General features: G+C 44.6%; 14 protein-coding genes. 8 read left to right on the top strand and 6 right to left on the bottom strand.

Annotated features, from left to right (window positions below; genetic code table 11):
* Positions 1–136 precede the first annotated feature (136 nt).
* From NXX38_RS10155 to NXX38_RS10120, 8 genes are all read left to right on the top strand, one after another.
* Entirely contained in the window at positions 137–610 is a 474-nt protein-coding gene (locus NXX38_RS10155) for an arginine repressor (protein WP_004299854.1), read from the top strand.
* A gap of 27 nt (positions 611–637) precedes the next feature.
* Positions 638–1,216: a GNAT family N-acetyltransferase gene (locus NXX38_RS10150; RefSeq protein WP_143257045.1), complete on the top strand. Its 579-nt coding sequence runs from the start codon at positions 638–640 to the stop codon at positions 1,214–1,216.
* A gap of 3 nt (positions 1,217–1,219) precedes the next feature.
* Entirely contained in the window at positions 1,220–2,437 is a 1,218-nt protein-coding gene (locus NXX38_RS10145; RefSeq protein WP_258981916.1) for an argininosuccinate synthase, read from the top strand.
* On the top strand, positions 2,434–3,402 hold the full coding sequence (gene argC / locus NXX38_RS10140) for an N-acetyl-gamma-glutamyl-phosphate reductase (protein ID WP_195649291.1): 969 nt from the start codon (positions 2,434–2,436) through the stop codon (positions 3,400–3,402). Before NXX38_RS10145 ends, argC begins: the two co-directional genes overlap by 4 nt.
* A gap of 14 nt (positions 3,403–3,416) precedes the next feature.
* Positions 3,417–4,538 (top strand): aspartate aminotransferase family protein, encoded by a 1,122-nt coding sequence (locus tag NXX38_RS10135; protein WP_195649292.1) that lies wholly within the window; start codon positions 3,417–3,419, stop codon positions 4,536–4,538.
* 136 nt (positions 4,539–4,674) lie between these two features.
* A complete protein-coding gene (proC, locus tag NXX38_RS10130) occupies positions 4,675–5,448 on the top strand; it encodes a pyrroline-5-carboxylate reductase (RefSeq protein ID WP_148363933.1) in 774 nt (257 codons plus the stop codon).
* A gap of 170 nt (positions 5,449–5,618) precedes the next feature.
* Positions 5,619–6,173 (top strand): helix-turn-helix domain-containing protein, encoded by a 555-nt coding sequence (locus tag NXX38_RS10125; RefSeq protein ID WP_148363934.1) that lies wholly within the window; start codon positions 5,619–5,621, stop codon positions 6,171–6,173.
* A 7-nt stretch (positions 6,174–6,180) separates the two neighbouring features.
* Complete coding sequence (locus NXX38_RS10120) at positions 6,181–7,836, top strand: AMP-binding protein (RefSeq protein WP_258979399.1); 1,656 nt, start codon at positions 6,181–6,183, stop codon at positions 7,834–7,836.
* 90 nt (positions 7,837–7,926) lie between these two features.
* On the opposite strand, the gene NXX38_RS10115 is transcribed toward NXX38_RS10120, so the two are convergent.
* From NXX38_RS10115 to NXX38_RS10090, 6 genes are all read right to left on the bottom strand, one after another.
* Positions 7,927–10,449: a zinc-dependent metalloprotease gene (locus NXX38_RS10115; protein ID WP_148363936.1), complete on the bottom strand. Its 2,523-nt coding sequence runs from the start codon at positions 10,447–10,449 to the stop codon at positions 7,927–7,929.
* Positions 10,450–10,477: 28 nt separating this feature from the next.
* Positions 10,478–11,605 carry a thioredoxin family protein gene (locus NXX38_RS10110; protein ID WP_195649294.1) on the bottom strand — a complete coding sequence of 376 codons (1,128 nt, stop codon included), beginning with the start codon at positions 11,603–11,605 and terminating at the stop codon, positions 10,478–10,480.
* Positions 11,606–11,626: 21 nt separating this feature from the next.
* On the bottom strand, positions 11,627–11,758 hold the full coding sequence (locus NXX38_RS10105; protein WP_258979396.1) for a hypothetical protein: 132 nt from the start codon (positions 11,756–11,758) through the stop codon (positions 11,627–11,629).
* 160 nt (positions 11,759–11,918) lie between these two features.
* The gene (locus NXX38_RS10100) at positions 11,919–13,247 is read right to left on the bottom strand and encodes a PKD-like family lipoprotein (RefSeq protein WP_258979394.1); all 1,329 of its coding nucleotides are present in this window, start codon (positions 13,245–13,247) and stop codon (positions 11,919–11,921) included.
* 31 nt (positions 13,248–13,278) lie between these two features.
* Entirely contained in the window at positions 13,279–14,082 is an 804-nt protein-coding gene (locus NXX38_RS10095) for a DUF4843 domain-containing protein (protein WP_148363939.1), read from the bottom strand.
* Between the two features lie 12 nt (positions 14,083–14,094).
* Positions 14,095–15,609 (bottom strand): RagB/SusD family nutrient uptake outer membrane protein, encoded by a 1,515-nt coding sequence (locus tag NXX38_RS10090; protein ID WP_148363940.1) that lies wholly within the window; start codon positions 15,607–15,609, stop codon positions 14,095–14,097.
* Positions 15,610–15,630: the final 21 nt, after the last annotated feature.

The raw sequence follows: 15,630 nt of genomic DNA, 5'->3' as shown, positions 1-15,630 counted from the left end.
CATTTTGACACAAAACAGAAAAACAGGCTCTCATCGTTTAGCATATTTTTCACTTTTATGCAAAAAAACTTTGGTTTTATGCATATTTTCTCCGAAATAATGCATACTTTTGCGCCATTCTTAGAATAATTATACAATGAAGAAGAAAGCAAATCGGTTAGACGCCATCAAAATGATTATCTCAAGCAAGGAGGTCGGTTCGCAGGAAGAACTGCTGCAAGAGCTGAACCGCGAAGGCTTCGAACTGACACAGGCCACCCTCTCCCGCGACTTGAAACAACTGAAAGTAGCCAAGGCTGCCAGTATGAACGGAAAGTACGTATATGTACTGCCGAACAACATTATGTATAAACGTTCTACCGACCAGAGTGCCGGTGAAATGTTACGCAATAACGGATTTATCTCTTTGCAGTTTTCCGGTAACATTGCCGTTATCCGCACCCGTCCCGGTTATGCCAGCAGCATGGCTTATGACATCGACAACAATGAATTCAGTGAAATTCTGGGAACCATTGCCGGTGATGACACGATCATGCTGGTATTGCGTGAAGGAGTTGCAACCAGCAAGATACGCCAGCTTTTGTCACTCATCATTCCCAATATCGAATAATTATACCTATTATTATATAATAAAGAAATGGACACTCAACAAATAGATGTTATGGTAGCCGACGCCTCACATGAGGTTTACGTTGACACTATTTTGGAAACTATCAGAAATGCTGCCGCCGTACGAGGAACAGGAATTGCGGAACGCACACACGAATACGTAGCGACAAAGATGAAAGAAGGTAAGGCGATTATTGCTCTTTGCGGTGACACTTTCGCCGGATTCACCTATATCGAATCATGGGGAAACAAGCAGTACGTAGCTACTTCCGGTCTGATCGTTCATCCCGATTTTCGTGGATTAGGGTTGGCAAAACGTATCAAACAGGCTTCTTTCCAACTCGCACGTCTCCGATGGCCGAAAGCAAAAATATTCAGTCTGACCTCCGGAGCAGCAGTCATGAAGATGAACACCGAACTGGGTTACGTACCTGTCACTTTCAATGAACTGACAGACGATGAAGCTTTCTGGAAAGGATGCGAAGGATGTATCAACCATGACATTCTGGTAGCGAAGAACCGTAAGTTCTGCATCTGCACAGCCATGCTGTACGATCCGACAGACCCGCGGAACATAAAAAAAGAACAAGAAAGAAATAACATTTAAAAGATACAGCACTATGGAAGAAAAGAGAAAAAAGTAGTGGTGGCATTCAGCGGCGGACTGGACACATCGTTCACCGTCATGTACCTCGCCAAAGAAAAAGGTTACGAAGTATATGCAGCTTGTGCCAATACGGGTGGTTTCAGTGAAGAACAACTGAAGACAAACGAAGAAAATGCTTATAAACTGGGAGCAGTGAAATACGTAACACTGGACGTTACCCAAGAATACTACGAAAAGAGTCTGAAATACATGGTTTTCGGAAATGTGCTGCGCAACGGTACTTATCCTATTTCAGTCAGTTCCGAACGTATCTTCCAGGCATTGGCTATCGCACGCTATGCCAATGAGATTGGTGCAGACGCCATCGCACACGGTTCTACCGGAGCCGGTAACGACCAGATCCGTTTCGATATGACTTTCCTCGTACTGGCTCCCAATGTGGAAATCATCACATTGACCCGTGACATGGCATTGAGCCGTCAGGAAGAAATTGATTATCTGAACAAGCATGGTTTCAGCGCAGACTTTACTAAGCTGAAATACTCTTATAACGTTGGTTTGTGGGGTACTTCTATCTGTGGCGGCGAAATTCTCGACTCCGCGCAAGGACTCCCGGAAACAGCCTACCTCAAACATGTTGAAAAAGAAGGTAGCGAACAGCTCCGCCTGACTTTTGAAAAAGGGGAACTGAAAGCTGTCAACGACGAGAAGTTTGACGACCCGATCAAAGCTATCCAGAAAGTGGAAGAGATTGGTGCAGCATACGGTATCGGCCGTGATATGCACGTAGGCGATACAATTATCGGTATCAAAGGCCGTGTAGGATTCGAAGCAGCTGCCCCGATGTTGATTATCGGCGCTCACCGTTTCCTTGAAAAATATACATTGAGCAAATGGCAACAATACTGGAAAGACCAAGTAGCTAACTGGTACGGTATGTTCCTCCACGAAAGTCAATATCTGGAACCGGTCATGCGTGACATCGAAGCCATGTTGCAGGAAAGCCAGCGCAATGTGAACGGTACAGCGATCCTCGAACTTCGCCCGCTTTCTTTCTCTACCGTAGGTGTAGAATCGGAAGATGATCTGGTGAAGACTAAATTCGGAGAATACGGTGAAATGCAGAAAGGCTGGACAGCCGAAGATGCAAAAGGCTTTATCAAAGTGACCTCCACTCCGCTCCGCGTTTACTATAATAACCACAAAGACGAAGAGATATGATTAAAGCAGGAATCATTGGTGGCGCAGGATATACAGCAGGCGAATTAATCCGTCTGCTGCTCAACCATCCGGAAACTGAAATCGTATTTATCAACAGCAGCAGTAATGCCGGAAACAAAATTACCGACGTACACGAAGGCTTGTATGGAGAAACAGATTTAAGATTCACCGACCAGTTACCTTTGGACGAAATCGACGTCCTTTTCTTCTGTACCGCCCACGGCGACACAAAGAAATTCATGGAAAGCCACAACATACCGGAAGACCTGAAGATTATCGACCTCTCCATGGACTACCGTATCAAAAGCGATGACCATGACTTTATCTACGGTCTGCCGGAACTGAACCGCCGGGCCACTTGCACGGCGAAGCACGTAGCCAATCCCGGTTGTTTTGCAACCTGCATACAACTTGGTTTGCTTCCGCTCGCCAAGAACCTGATGCTGACGGATGATGTGATGGTAAATGCCATTACAGGAAGTACGGGCGCCGGAGTGAAACCGGGTGCTACCAGTCATTTCAGTTGGAGAAACAACAATATGAGTGTGTACAAAGCATTCGAACACCAACACGTTCCGGAAATCAAGCAATCGCTGAAGCAACTGCAAAACAGCTTCGATGCAGATATTGACTTCATTCCATACCGTGGAGACTTCCCTCGTGGTATCTTTGCAACGCTGGTAGTCAAGACCAAAGTAGCACAGGAAGAAATCGTTCGTATGTATGAGGAATATTATGCCAAAGACTCCTTCGTACACATCGTAGATAAGAATATTGACTTAAAACAAGTCGTTAATACTAATAAATGCCTGATACATCTGGAAAAGCATGGCGACAAGCTATTGATTATCTCTTGTATCGACAACTTGCTGAAAGGCGCCAGCGGACAAGCCGTTCATAACATGAACCTGATGTTCAACCTGGAAGAAACCATAGGACTACGTTTGAAGCCTTCAGCTTTCTAAAAAACAGAAGAATTATGAATTTATTCGATGTATATCCTTTATACAATATCAACATTGTCAAAGGTGATGGCTGCAAGGTATGGGATGAGAACGGAATAGAATATCTGGATCTCTACGGAGGTCACGCCGTTATCTCCATCGGACACGCGCATCCCCACTATGTAGCGATGATCAGCAATCAAGTATCAAAACTTGGTTTCTACTCGAACTCCGTCATCAATAAGCTTCAACAAGAGGTAGCCGAACGACTGGGAAAGATTTCCGGTTACGAAGACTACAGCCTGTTTCTGATTAACAGTGGTGCCGAAGCAAACGAAAATGCCATGAAGCTGGCTTCTTTCCACAACGGACGTACCAAAATCGTATCTTTCAGCAAAGCGTTTCACGGACGTACGTCTCTTGCAGTAGAAGCAACTCACAATCCTTCCATTATCGCTCCTATCAACAATAACGGTCATGTCACCTACCTTCCGCTCAACGACATTGACGCGATGAAGCAGGAATTGTCTAAAGGAGACACCTGTGCTGTTATCATTGAAGGAATTCAAGGTGTAGGCGGTATCAAAATACCGACCACCGAATTTATGCAGGAACTCCGCAAAACTTGTAGCGAGACGGGAACCATCCTGATTCTGGATGAGATTCAGAGCGGATACGGACGTAGCGGCAAATTCTTCGCTCATCAATATAACGATATCAAACCGGACATCATCACTGTAGCCAAAGGAATCGGTAACGGCTTCCCGATGGCAGGTGTCCTAATCAGCCCGATGTTCAAACCGGTATACGGTCAGCTGGGAACTACCTTCGGTGGAAACCATCTGGCATGTGCGGCAGCTCTCGCCGTGATGGATGTCATTGAACAGGAAAATCTGGTAGAGAATGCAAAAGCTGTAGGTGACTATTTACTGGAAGAACTAAAGAAATTCCCGCAAATTAAGGAAGTGCGCGGACGCGGACTCATGATCGGACTTGAATTTGAAGAACCAATCAAGGAACTGCGCAGCCGACTCATTTACGACGAGCACGTATTCACCGGAGCAAGCGGCACGAATGTACTTCGCCTGTTGCCCCCTCTTTGTCTTAGCATGGAGGAAGCAAAAGAATTCCTTGCCCGGTTCAAGAAAGTACTCTAACCGCTCATTTGATTAATAAACAGCCAACGATAAAAGCAGCCTCTATTAGAAATTTAGTTCTTATTCTGGCTGCTTTTTGTTTTTTCGTAATTAACCGTTACCTTTGTCTGTAACAACTCATTAAAAACAAGCGTATATGAAAATAGCCATTATCGGTGCAGGAAACATGGGCGGTTCAATAGCCCGTGGCCTGGCAAAAGGAAGTCTGATAGACGATTCGGATATCATTGTATCCAATCCCAGTGCCGGAAAACTAGAGAAACTGAAGAATGAATTTCCGGGTATCTCTATCACGAACAATAATGCGGAAGCTGCCGCAGGAGCAGATATTGTCATCCTCGCCGTCAAACCGTGGTTTATGGAACCTGTGATGCGCGAATTGAAACTGAAAAGCAAACAGATACTAATTTCTGTAGCCGCCGGCATCAGCTTTGAAGAATTGGCTCATTGTGTCGTTGCACCGGAAATGCCGATGTTCCGTCTGATTCCGAATACCGCTATCAGCGAACTGGAAAGCATGACGCTTGTCGCTGCCCGCAACACGAATGATGAACAAGACAAATTCGTCCTCCGGCTATTCAGCGAGATGGGAACTGTGATGCTGATTCCCGAAGATAAAATAGCGGCAGCCACTGCATTGGCATCCTGCGGTATCGCTTACGTTCTGAAATACATTCAGGCAGCCATGCAAGCCGGAATTGAAATGGGACTCCGTCCTAAAGATGCCATGCAGATGATAGCCCAATCCTTAAAAGGAGCGGCCGCACTGATTCAGAACAATGACACCCACCCCAGCGTAGAAATCGACAAGGTGACTACTCCGGGCGGAATCACCATCAAGGGAATCAACGAACTGGAGCATAACGGCTTCACTTCCGCTATCATCCGAGCGATGAAAGCGTCGAAATAACAATAAGACTGTCAGTAAGTTCAGGCACGGATTACACGGATTACACGGATTACGCTGTTGCTTTATACAATTATAATACTAAAAACCGTGAAATCCGTGTAATCCGTGCCTGAATAAAATGAAATCATTTCGCAAAATTACTATAACTAATCACTTATAACTTCAACAATATGAATGACCAAATTAAACAGATAGCAGAACGCCTTCGCGGACTACGTGATGTACTCGAATTGACTTCTGAAGACATTGCCCGCGACAGCGACATTTCTGCTGAGGAATACCGGCTTGCGGAAACTGGAGAGTACGATATCTCCGTCAGTATGTTACAAAAAATAGCCCGTACGTACAATGTAGCTCTCGATGCCCTGATGTTTGGCGAAGAGCCCAAAATGAGCAGCTACTTCGTGACCCGTGCCGGCAAAGGTGTCAGCATCGAACGTACCAAAGCTTATAAATACCAATCGCTGGCTTCAGGATTCATGAACCGTACCGCCGACCCGTTCATCGTTACCGTTGAACCGAAAGCAATCGACGAGCCGATCCATTATAACAAACATAACGGACAGGAATTCAACCTTGTCATCGAAGGACGTATGCTTATCAACATCGAAGGCAAAGAAATCATCCTCAACCAAGGCGACAGCATTTATTTTAACTCTAAACTTCCACATGGCATGAAAGCGCTCGATGGCAAAACGGTACGTTTTCTGGCAGTAATTATGTAATAACATCATGGTAGAAAGATTTTTATCACAGACCTCTTTCAGTTCACAAGAGGACTTTATCAAAAACTTAAAAATAAACGTTCCGGAGAATTTCAACTTCGGCTACGACGTAGTAGATACCTGGGCTGCCGAACAACCCGACAAGAACGCTTTGCTTTGGACAAATGACAAAGGCGAAAGCCGCCAGTTCTCATTTGCCGATATGAAACGCTATACAGACATGACCGCTTCTTACTTCCAGAGTCTGGGTATCGGCCGTGGCGACATGGTGATGCTGATTCTGAAACGGCGTTATGAGTTCTGGTATAGCACCATTGCCCTCCACAAACTGGGAGCAACCGTCATTCCGGCTACCCACCTGCTGACTAAAAAGGATATTATCTACCGCTGCAATGCTGCCGATATCAAAATGATTGTAGCTGCCGGTGAAGGAATCATCCTGCAACATATCATAGATGCTCTTCCCGAATGTCCTACTGTAGAAAAGTTAATCAGTGTCGGTCCGGATATTCCGGAAGGTTTCGAGGACTTCCATCAGGGTATCGAACATGCCACCCCGTTTGTACGTCCCCGCCATGCGAACACTAACGACGACATCTCACTGATGTATTTTACTTCCGGCACTACCGGTGAGCCTAAGATGGTGGCACACGACTTCACTTATCCGCTAGGACATATCGTTACCGGTAGCTTCTGGCATAATCTGGATGAGAACAGTCTTCACCTCACCATTGCCGATACCGGCTGGGGGAAAGCGGTATGGGGCAAACTTTACGGACAATGGATTGCCGGAGCCAATATCTTCGTCTACGACCACGAGAAGTTTACCCCGGCAGCTATTCTTGAAAAAATCCAGGAATATCATGTCACTTCCCTTTGTGCACCTCCTACCATCTTCCGTTTCCTGATTCACGAAGACCTGACGAAGTTCGATTTATCTTCACTCAAATACTGCACCATTGCCGGAGAAGCATTGAACCCTGCCGTATTTGAAACGTTCAAGAAACTGACTGGTATCAAACTGATGGAAGGTTTCGGACAAACGGAAACAACCCTTACCATCGCTACCATGCCGTGGATGGAACCGAAACCGGGAAGCATGGGACTGCCGAATCCTCAATATGATGTTGATTTGATCGACCATGAAGGTCGCTCTGTTGAAGCCGGTGAGCAGGGGCAAATTGTAATCCGCACCAGCAAAGGCAAACCTCTCGGACTTTTCAAAGAATACTACCGGGATGCGGAACGCACTCACGAAGCTTGGCACGACGGTATTTATTATACCGGTGATGTTGCCTGGAAAGACGAAGACGGTTACCTGTGGTTTGTCGGTCGCGCAGATGACGTAATCAAGAGCTCCGGTTACCGCATCGGCCCATTCGAAGTGGAAAGTGCATTGATGACTCATCCGGCTGTTGTGGAATGTGCCATCACCGGAGTACCCGATGAGATTCGCGGTCAGGTAGTAAAAGCTACGATTGTTCTATCTAAAGATTATAAAGCACGTGCCGGCGAAGAACTGATTAAGGAGTTACAGAATCATGTGAAGAAAGTGACTGCTCCTTATAAATATCCGCGTGTGATTGAGTTCGTGGAAGAACTTCCGAAGACGATCAGCGGCAAGATTCGCCGGGTAGAGATTCGCGAGAATGACAACAAGTAAGTAGAAAATAGTTTCTAATCAATAAGAAAGCGATATTATATGAACTGTAATATCGCTTTCTCAGTTTAAAGAGAATGATCCCTCATCCGCCTATTTTTTCATCAAGCGTTCGATATATTGTATCTGGAAACGATAAAAATCACGGCTTTCCTGATTGCCTACGGAACTATTCGCCTTATAGAGCTGAAGTATTTTCTGCAATTGCCCGAAAGAGGAAGATTGCAACAACTTCTGATTCAAAGGAGGAATGACAGGCATACGCATGGTGGCTGACTGTTCCTCGGATGCGGCGGAACAGCAGCAGCGCCATTTCTCCGAATAGAATGAATCGGCCAATCCGATTCGAAGTCCCCCCATGGGTGGTTGTATAAATCCCGCATTGGTAGCCAGTGCTTCGATGGCTGCCGCCTGCATTTTCATCTCAGTATAATTGAGTGCCTGTCCGGCAATGGTAGATTGGAATATAGTACGATAGACGTCATCCAAATAAGACGTGAGTGTATAGTTGTTCTTTGCGTCTACTACGCCTCCTTCATAAATACGTTGCAACCGACGGGCATCGTAAAGTGTTGCCGCACCTCCTTGAATCAGACCGTCGGCACCATTCAAGTCAAATCCGAAGCGGATTATTTTCTCCGGTATAATCAGCCAATTGTTTGCTTCCCGCAGTTGGCTGACAACCCATTTCATGGATGCGGACTGTTGACTTTTGGGTACGAATACACGTACGCCGTCTTTTTCTCCTACACGATTGTAAGTATATACAACTCCTCCCACATACCCCAGTGTATGTCCCAAATAATTAGAATACTGTCCGACAATGCTGGCAAAGTAATCTTTTAAATCCTGATAAGTATCTCCCTTCACGCCCATCCAGTCTTCCAAGTTCTTATAGACGATTTTCAGATTGCTGATACCATAATCACCCGCCTTTATCGGGTCATTGCCTAAGTCTTCCGTTTGGGCGGTCGGGTCTTCAATAATCCCCATTTGCTGTAATCCGAATTGGTACATCGGGTCACCGGCTTTCTCTTCAATCCATTTGGCTAGAACCTTAGATTGCTCTTTGGGAGTCTTATTGCCCGGAATAAGGCGATATCCCCAATTGATGGCATATATGTCATACACTCCTAAAATAGGAGGCGTCAGTCTCACGCCTTTCTCAAAGTCGCCGGGTTGGGCAACGTAGTTGTTGCGGGCATAGTCCATGATGCTGGGAGTCGTACCGTATTTCTGTGTGAAAGCCGGATCGCGCAATTTCTCCACGGGGTAGGAATGGCTAGCTCCCATGTTGTGGAGCAAACCTAACGTATGTCCTATTTCATGAGAGATGACATAACGCAGTGATTCGCACATTACATCGTCAGGAAACACATTGGCACGTACCCGTTTATCTACGGCACCGGTTTGTACAAACCGCCAGTTGTGTACAAGTTGGATGACATTGTGATACCAAATGACATCGGCTGTAAGGATCTCTCCCGAACGGGGGTCTACGTAACTGGGGCCCATCGCGTTCGGTATCGCGTATGTGGCATATTTCACACAACTATAGCGCATATCATCCGGATCGAAGTTAGGGTCGTTCGGATACATCTTGGCTTGGACGGCATTTTTAAATCCGGCAGCTTCAAAGGCAGTGTTCCAGTCTAAGATACCTTGTATGATTGTTTCACGCCATTTTTGAGGGAATGCTGTATCTACATAAAATACGATGGGTTTTATGGGCTCTACCAGCTCTCCACGGAAATAGGCTTCCCTGTCTTTAGGTTCCAGCCTCCAGCGATGGATAAAATTATAGGTGGTTACTTTATCTTCCTGGGTGTCGAATAGGTTACGGAATGAATGGAAATATCCCACACGATTGTCCTGAAAGCGCTGTTCCATCAGCGTATCCGGCAATTGGAGTATCGAGCGGTTGAGCATCAGCGTGATGCACTGGCCGTTTTGATTGTTGCGGAGATTCATTTGTGTGCGTACTTCCATATTGGACGGAAACAGTTTGACTCCTTTGATAATGGAAGCGTCCGGTGCAAAGGAGTAGGACTTGCGTATACCGTCGTGTATGGGAGAGATGATGCGTTGGTCGGTGGTGAAGAAATCGGTAACATCAATCGTCAAGTTCCCTTGATATTTGCTTTTCACTTTGAAGGCAGCTACCACGGGATTGGTAAAGTTCTTATGGAACGATGGAAGTACAGGGTCCCCTTCCGGTACAGCGAATACAAGTTGGCGCTGATGTATGTACACATTGATGCTGTCAGTAGAGAAATAAAAGCAAAGTGGTTCACACTGCATTTGTCCCGCCACTCCTACCCCAGTATTACTGGTCTCCGCCAATCGGGTAGCCAACAGATAATCATGCTTAAAGGCTTCGGAACCGAGTTCCAGCAGAAGCTTTCCCTCTTTGGTATAAGCGCAGAGCATGCCTTCCTGCCTTTTCATGCCCTCTATCAGTTTGTCATATTCCGTTTTTTTAGGGTCGGCGGGAGGCGTTACGGCTTCTGTTTTACCTTTTTTCTTTTTGGTCGTTTTCTTGTCAGACTTAGGTCCGGCAAATACAAGCATGGGGATGCAAAATGCCGCCAATGACACTAGTAGTAATTTTCTCATACGATATACTTTCTTTTAAGTTTGAATATTATTTCTTTGGATTGAAGCTTGCCAGTAGTTGTTCATAGTATGCTATGTATCGGTAGTTTTCCGCCGTCGTATTTTTGCGAATCTCGGAAAGGCGTTTCTTCACCCAGCCCGTTATCATTTTTCGGGTGGCGGAGGTGATTGTTCCGTTTCCTATGCGTGAAGCCCAGTTATAAAGAATCCCATCCGAGACGTCTTGTTTGCGGATTGCTTCGTTGCAAATTTGCGCATATTTGTTCCAGTCTCTTTGGTATTCCGCCACCAGCAGATGGTTGCGCAACATTATTTCGTCTCCTTTGAAGAGTGGGAAGCGGGTCATCTCTTCGAAATAGCGGTTTAACCCTTCTTCATCAATCTTATATACAGAGCCTTCCTGTTTAAAGAAGTCGCTTGCATGTGCCGACCACACTTGATACAACTTATCGTCTAACTGTTGCGGATCATATTGGGCTTTAAATTCGTCCTGATGTTCCTGCACGTAGCGGAAAAGAGGATGAAACGGTTCGCGGATATAGCGGAAGAAAAGGTCGTAAAGACCTTTGCTCTCCAACAATTCCTTCTCTTTCCCTTCCAGCAGCTCCAATGCAAGTTGCATAGCCTCTTTACGTTTCATGTGTTCATCGAGAGTCACAATATACTGCACCATAAATTCTTCACTGCGTTCCCCTCCCTCATACTTCGTTTGCAGGACTTCCAGCGTTTTGCCGGATAGGGTGCGTTCCGTACGTTCTATAAATTCGTCGGCTGTACAACCGCCCACGGCGGAATTCATCAACGTCCCCTCTTTGGTCAGATAGAGAAAAGTAGGAAAGGCTTTTACGCTGAACTTTTTGGCAAGTTCCGGCCCCTCTCCTTTTTCCATGTCTATCTTGGCGCATACGAAGCGCCCGTTCAGATAGTCTCCCAACTTCTTCTGGGTGAAAACCTGGCTTACCATCATTTTACATGGTCCGCACCAAGCGGTGTAGCAATCTACCAGAATCGGTTTGTTGGCAGCCTGCGCTTGTGTCAGCAGGGATTGCCATGCGGGATTGTCGAGGAAAGAAACCCCTTCTCCTTGCTGGGCGTACGTGATGGTAGTCCAGCAAGCAAGTAATGTTACTATGATATGCTTTAACAGTCGGTTCATAATTCTTTTGATAAATCAATATTAGTAGGGATATCCCATGAATGGACCGGAATCATTTCCCGGATATTTTGGTGCAAGATATACGGCGCGTTTCAGTTTACCGGTTCCGCTAATCGTTTTTACCGGTTCCCCATCGGGAGAACCACCTAACATATTATATAAATATAATTGATAGCTATCCCCCGTTTGAGTTCCTATTGCAAGGTATCTGAAACTGTCTCCATACCTGTCTTGATTGAATTGTTCCCAATAGATTGTTTCTGCATATACAATTTCTTCACCTGCAGGAATGCCTTCCGGCTTTAATTCCCATTCAGCCTCTTTCTCTATCTCTTCCTATCGATTTCTTAGGATCTTGTTGATAATTTAACGAATAGGCATAAAGTTTTCCACCATCTACACAGTAGGCTATAGATGCCCAACGAGCATTGTAAGAACGATAAGTCGCTTTGGCGAAATGCATATCGGGATTCACGGTGAGCATGGTATCCGGAGTGCAATTACTCCAATTGGCTGTCATGCGGTAGAAAATCTTATCGCCGGTAGATGTTTCATTAAACAAGAAAAAGAGTTTGGTATCATAGTTAATGTAAGTCTGTCCGGCAGAAACACATTCATAATTGGTCAGGTTTTCTACTGCAACCTCTTGATATGCATTCTTTTTTGGACTAGGAGTCTTTATACCTCCATTCATGTCTATACGATAAATCGTATGGTTCTTTTCATTCCAGAAGACAGTTTCGTATGTTCCGGTTTTTACCACAAAGGGACTGGCGCCCGCCGGTTCTTCCGGATGACTGAATTTACCAATAGGCATGGGTTTTGCAGTGGCGTCGCCGCAAGCGGTAATGTATGCTCCCTTGCTGGAAAGATAGAGATTTTTAAAAGTGGTGTTCACACTTGTATAAGGAACCTCGTCTATTCCATCCGATGCATAAAACATGGTTTTCTCATCATGTACTACCGCTAAATCCGGTGCACGCAGAAAGCGTACTTTTCTGTCATCAGTAATGACACACAATGAATGGTCGTAAGACGCTTTGTTAGTCTCCGGATCAATGTACGCATGATTATATACGACCGACAAGCTTTTAGGCTTTCCGCTTACCGGTGCTTGGTGCAGTCGAGTAAAGACATTGTCTATCTTTTCATTCGAAGGGGACAGGAAATCCAATTCCGTGTTTCCGTTCACTTCTTTCAGTATATAGAATCCCTCTGTATAACGGGTAGATACATTCAGTGATGTACGTTGGTAGGCCACACAGCCATTGCTTAGGGATTTAACCCGAAGCACAATGGTGTAGTCGCCTACCCCCAAATTGACAGGATAGGACAGATTCTCATCTTCACTGATAAGGACTTCTTCGTAATGGTTTCCATCATTATCTGTAGATGCATTTTCTTTCGATTTTTCATATAAGAACCAATGGTATTCCAAGTCTTTTTTGGGATAGTCACTTTTGATAACGGGATTGATCTGTAGTACTTCACCATTATCGGACATGGCTGAATATTTCTCTTTTATCCCGCTGATGGAAATGTTTCCCACTTCAACGGAAGCCTCCTCGCTATTGTCGCTATAGCAGGCAGAGAGTATCGCCATCATTATAATCATGTATGTTATAAAGTAATGCCTTTTCATATCTTTACTATTTTGATTCATTTCATTTTTTCTATAGTGATATCAGGGGAATGGAGACTTCCGTCCCATCTGCCTCTTTCAGTTTTCCTAGTCCTTGCGCTTCACGTTCCGCATTCAGTTTGTCAAGAGCCTCGCGTAAAACACTTTCCAAATAAGCAATATAATATTTATCACAAACAGCGGCATCTTCAATAGACAGTTCGTTGGCAAGGAAGTCATCATCCCACTTATCTCCTGTCGTGTCTATCAAAAATTGATGTTTTGCTACTCCGTATTCGCCGAAATAATAGGTTGATAAAGTTTTCCATCCGGAAGGTTTAGCCAAAAAGTCCGCAATATAAATGCTCATGAAGCTCTTGTTGGTGTATCCGGCAGAAAACTCATCTGTGGTTTTGATGGTAAATACAAGCATGAAGCCTTGTGATTTTAGAGAAGCATCCCGTTTAAGTACTATTGGAATAGTAGTACCGGCAGAGTTTGCAGGAATATAATAATATTTCTTTAGCAATTCAGGGTCATCGAAAGCTACGTAATGTTTACCCGGTACAGCGTTATCTGACACTCCATAAGTTACTTGCTCTAACTGGAAAGGACGGTCATAGGGGGTGACAAAACCCATAGTATGTACTTTATACCACAGAGTATCTGTTGTGGTAGTGGCTTTCTCGTAGACAAACGAGTATCGCTTCAGTGTGTCCGCCGGATTGGAATAATCAAAGATCAGACGGTTATTCGGATCACTGTATACAGGTAGTTCTTTCTCGCATCCACTCATTAGCATGGCAAATATACCCCCTAAAAGCAATGATAGGAATGCATGATTATAATGTTTCATAAATTCTGTTTTTTATTGAATTGCATTTGGATTGTATTCTGTTTCCGGTAATGGTAAGACGTACAGTCCTTCATTCATGGTTTCACCAAAAAGAAAAGTCATAGACGTTGAGTTACGACGCTTGTACTGATAGAACATAACACCTTCCGCATAAAATTCACGCTGATACTCTGCCAACATGAAATTCGCCACAGCATCCAAAGAAGTAAAACTGTCCTCCGCAGAGATAGATATGTCATGAGAAGCCATATATTCTTTATATAACGCATTGGCTTCCTCCAGACTAGTGGTAGTTTCCATAGCAATCAAGTACAGTTCGGAAATACGAAGCAAAGGGATAATTTGTCCTTTCACCATATCATTATCGCTGCTGTATTTGCTATAATACTTCTTAAGTGTTGGAAACTTTTGTCCATTGGAACTTGACTCCGTATTCAATTCCCATTGGTAAATGTATCTGTTGTGTGACGTGATAGAAAAGCCTGTGAAGAGCCTTTGCAAATTCCATGTGCCGTTCAGACAAAGTTGTTCCGATGGATTTATCTTACGGTCTGCGTCACCGCCTAGTACAGTAGGAGAATAGTCCCGTAAATTGTACTTGTGTATAGCAAGCAGACATTCTGACGGGCAGGCATAAAGACCTTTGAGGAGATCTTCTCTTCCGCTTAATTTCATTAGAGACTTGCCATCCGCTCCTTTTGCGTTGATAATTTCCATTGCGTTATCATGTGCTTTTGTCACATCTCCGATATATAAATAGAGACGCGCTTTTAAGGCTTTCACTCCCCAGTAGTTGAAGTGTAATTGGCGATAAGCCAGATAATCATCGTTCAAATTAATGTTTGAAGGAGTATTCAGTTGGTCGAATGTGTATTTAAAGATCAGATCATAGTCTTTTAGTAGAGAACAAGCTTTGTCCAGATCTTCATCCAACTTCTTCACGTAATCCTCAAAAGAATAATACACCGGCATAATCTTTATATCAGCACTTTCTGAATAAGGGAGCGACACTGTGAGCGTCGCATTTTGCGGAAGCTGCCCGAAGAGACGCAGTATATCCAATTGGCAAAACGCGCGTATGCCATACGCTTCTCCTTCTATCATGGCACGACTCGCCGGATCCGCAATGTTGTTGCCATATTGCTCGCAAGCTCCGATAATCATATTCGCCTGGGTAATCACATTGAATAATTGACTGTATATCGTTTTAATGGCATTCTTTGCATCATCCTGGGTATAATTGTGATGTAAAAAATAGTAGTCAGCTTTACGATAGTAGTCACTGGTCAGATTCCATTGTGCGGCAAGACTTTCAACATTGCTCATTGTCAATCTCTCACCATAAGCGTTACAGTCGGCTAATGCCATATAGCAGCCGTTCAAAGCATCTTTGAAACCCTGGTACGAAGAGAATAGGTCTTTTCCATACACCTCGTCCTCCGGTTTGATGTCCAGCCAATCGCGGCAAGATGTACACATGAAAGTAATGCCGGACAGTATGATTATCAGTTTCTTATTTATTTTCATATCTTTTCTTATTTAATTTGA

This window comes from Bacteroides sp. BFG-637 (assembly GCF_024793605.1).
In the GTDB taxonomy this organism is placed as follows: domain Bacteria; phylum Bacteroidota; class Bacteroidia; order Bacteroidales; family Bacteroidaceae; genus Bacteroides; species Bacteroides vicugnae.
Note: the sequence above shows the minus strand (reverse complement) of the source record. Positions and strands in the feature narration are given on the sequence as shown.

What these genes read in the sequence shown, in the direction of transcription:
- NXX38_RS10105 (WP_258979396.1), bottom strand. Translation starts at nt 11,758, where the DNA reads ATGTTAGGTGGTTCTCCCGATGGGGAACCGGTAAAAACGATTAGCGGA.
- NXX38_RS10115 (WP_148363936.1), bottom strand. Translation starts at nt 10,449, where the DNA reads ATGAGAAAATTACTACTAGTGTCATTGGCGGCATTTTGCATCCCCATG.
- argC (WP_195649291.1), top strand. Translation starts at nt 2,434, where the DNA reads ATGATTAAAGCAGGAATCATTGGTGGCGCAGGATATACAGCAGGCGAA.
- NXX38_RS10090 (WP_148363940.1), bottom strand. Translation starts at nt 15,609, where the DNA reads ATGAAAATAAATAAGAAACTGATAATCATACTGTCCGGCATTACTTTC.
- NXX38_RS10155 (WP_004299854.1), top strand. Translation starts at nt 137, where the DNA reads ATGAAGAAGAAAGCAAATCGGTTAGACGCCATCAAAATGATTATCTCA.
- proC (WP_148363933.1), top strand. Translation starts at nt 4,675, where the DNA reads ATGAAAATAGCCATTATCGGTGCAGGAAACATGGGCGGTTCAATAGCC.
- NXX38_RS10110 (WP_195649294.1), bottom strand. Translation starts at nt 11,605, where the DNA reads ATGAACCGACTGTTAAAGCATATCATAGTAACATTACTTGCTTGCTGG.
- NXX38_RS10125 (WP_148363934.1), top strand. Translation starts at nt 5,619, where the DNA reads ATGAATGACCAAATTAAACAGATAGCAGAACGCCTTCGCGGACTACGT.
- NXX38_RS10095 (WP_148363939.1), bottom strand. Translation starts at nt 14,082, where the DNA reads ATGAAACATTATAATCATGCATTCCTATCATTGCTTTTAGGGGGTATA.
- NXX38_RS10135 (WP_195649292.1), top strand. Translation starts at nt 3,417, where the DNA reads ATGAATTTATTCGATGTATATCCTTTATACAATATCAACATTGTCAAA.
- NXX38_RS10150 (WP_143257045.1), top strand. Translation starts at nt 638, where the DNA reads ATGGACACTCAACAAATAGATGTTATGGTAGCCGACGCCTCACATGAG.
- NXX38_RS10120 (WP_258979399.1), top strand. Translation starts at nt 6,181, where the DNA reads ATGGTAGAAAGATTTTTATCACAGACCTCTTTCAGTTCACAAGAGGAC.
- NXX38_RS10100 (WP_258979394.1), bottom strand. Translation starts at nt 13,247, where the DNA reads ATGAAAAGGCATTACTTTATAACATACATGATTATAATGATGGCGATA.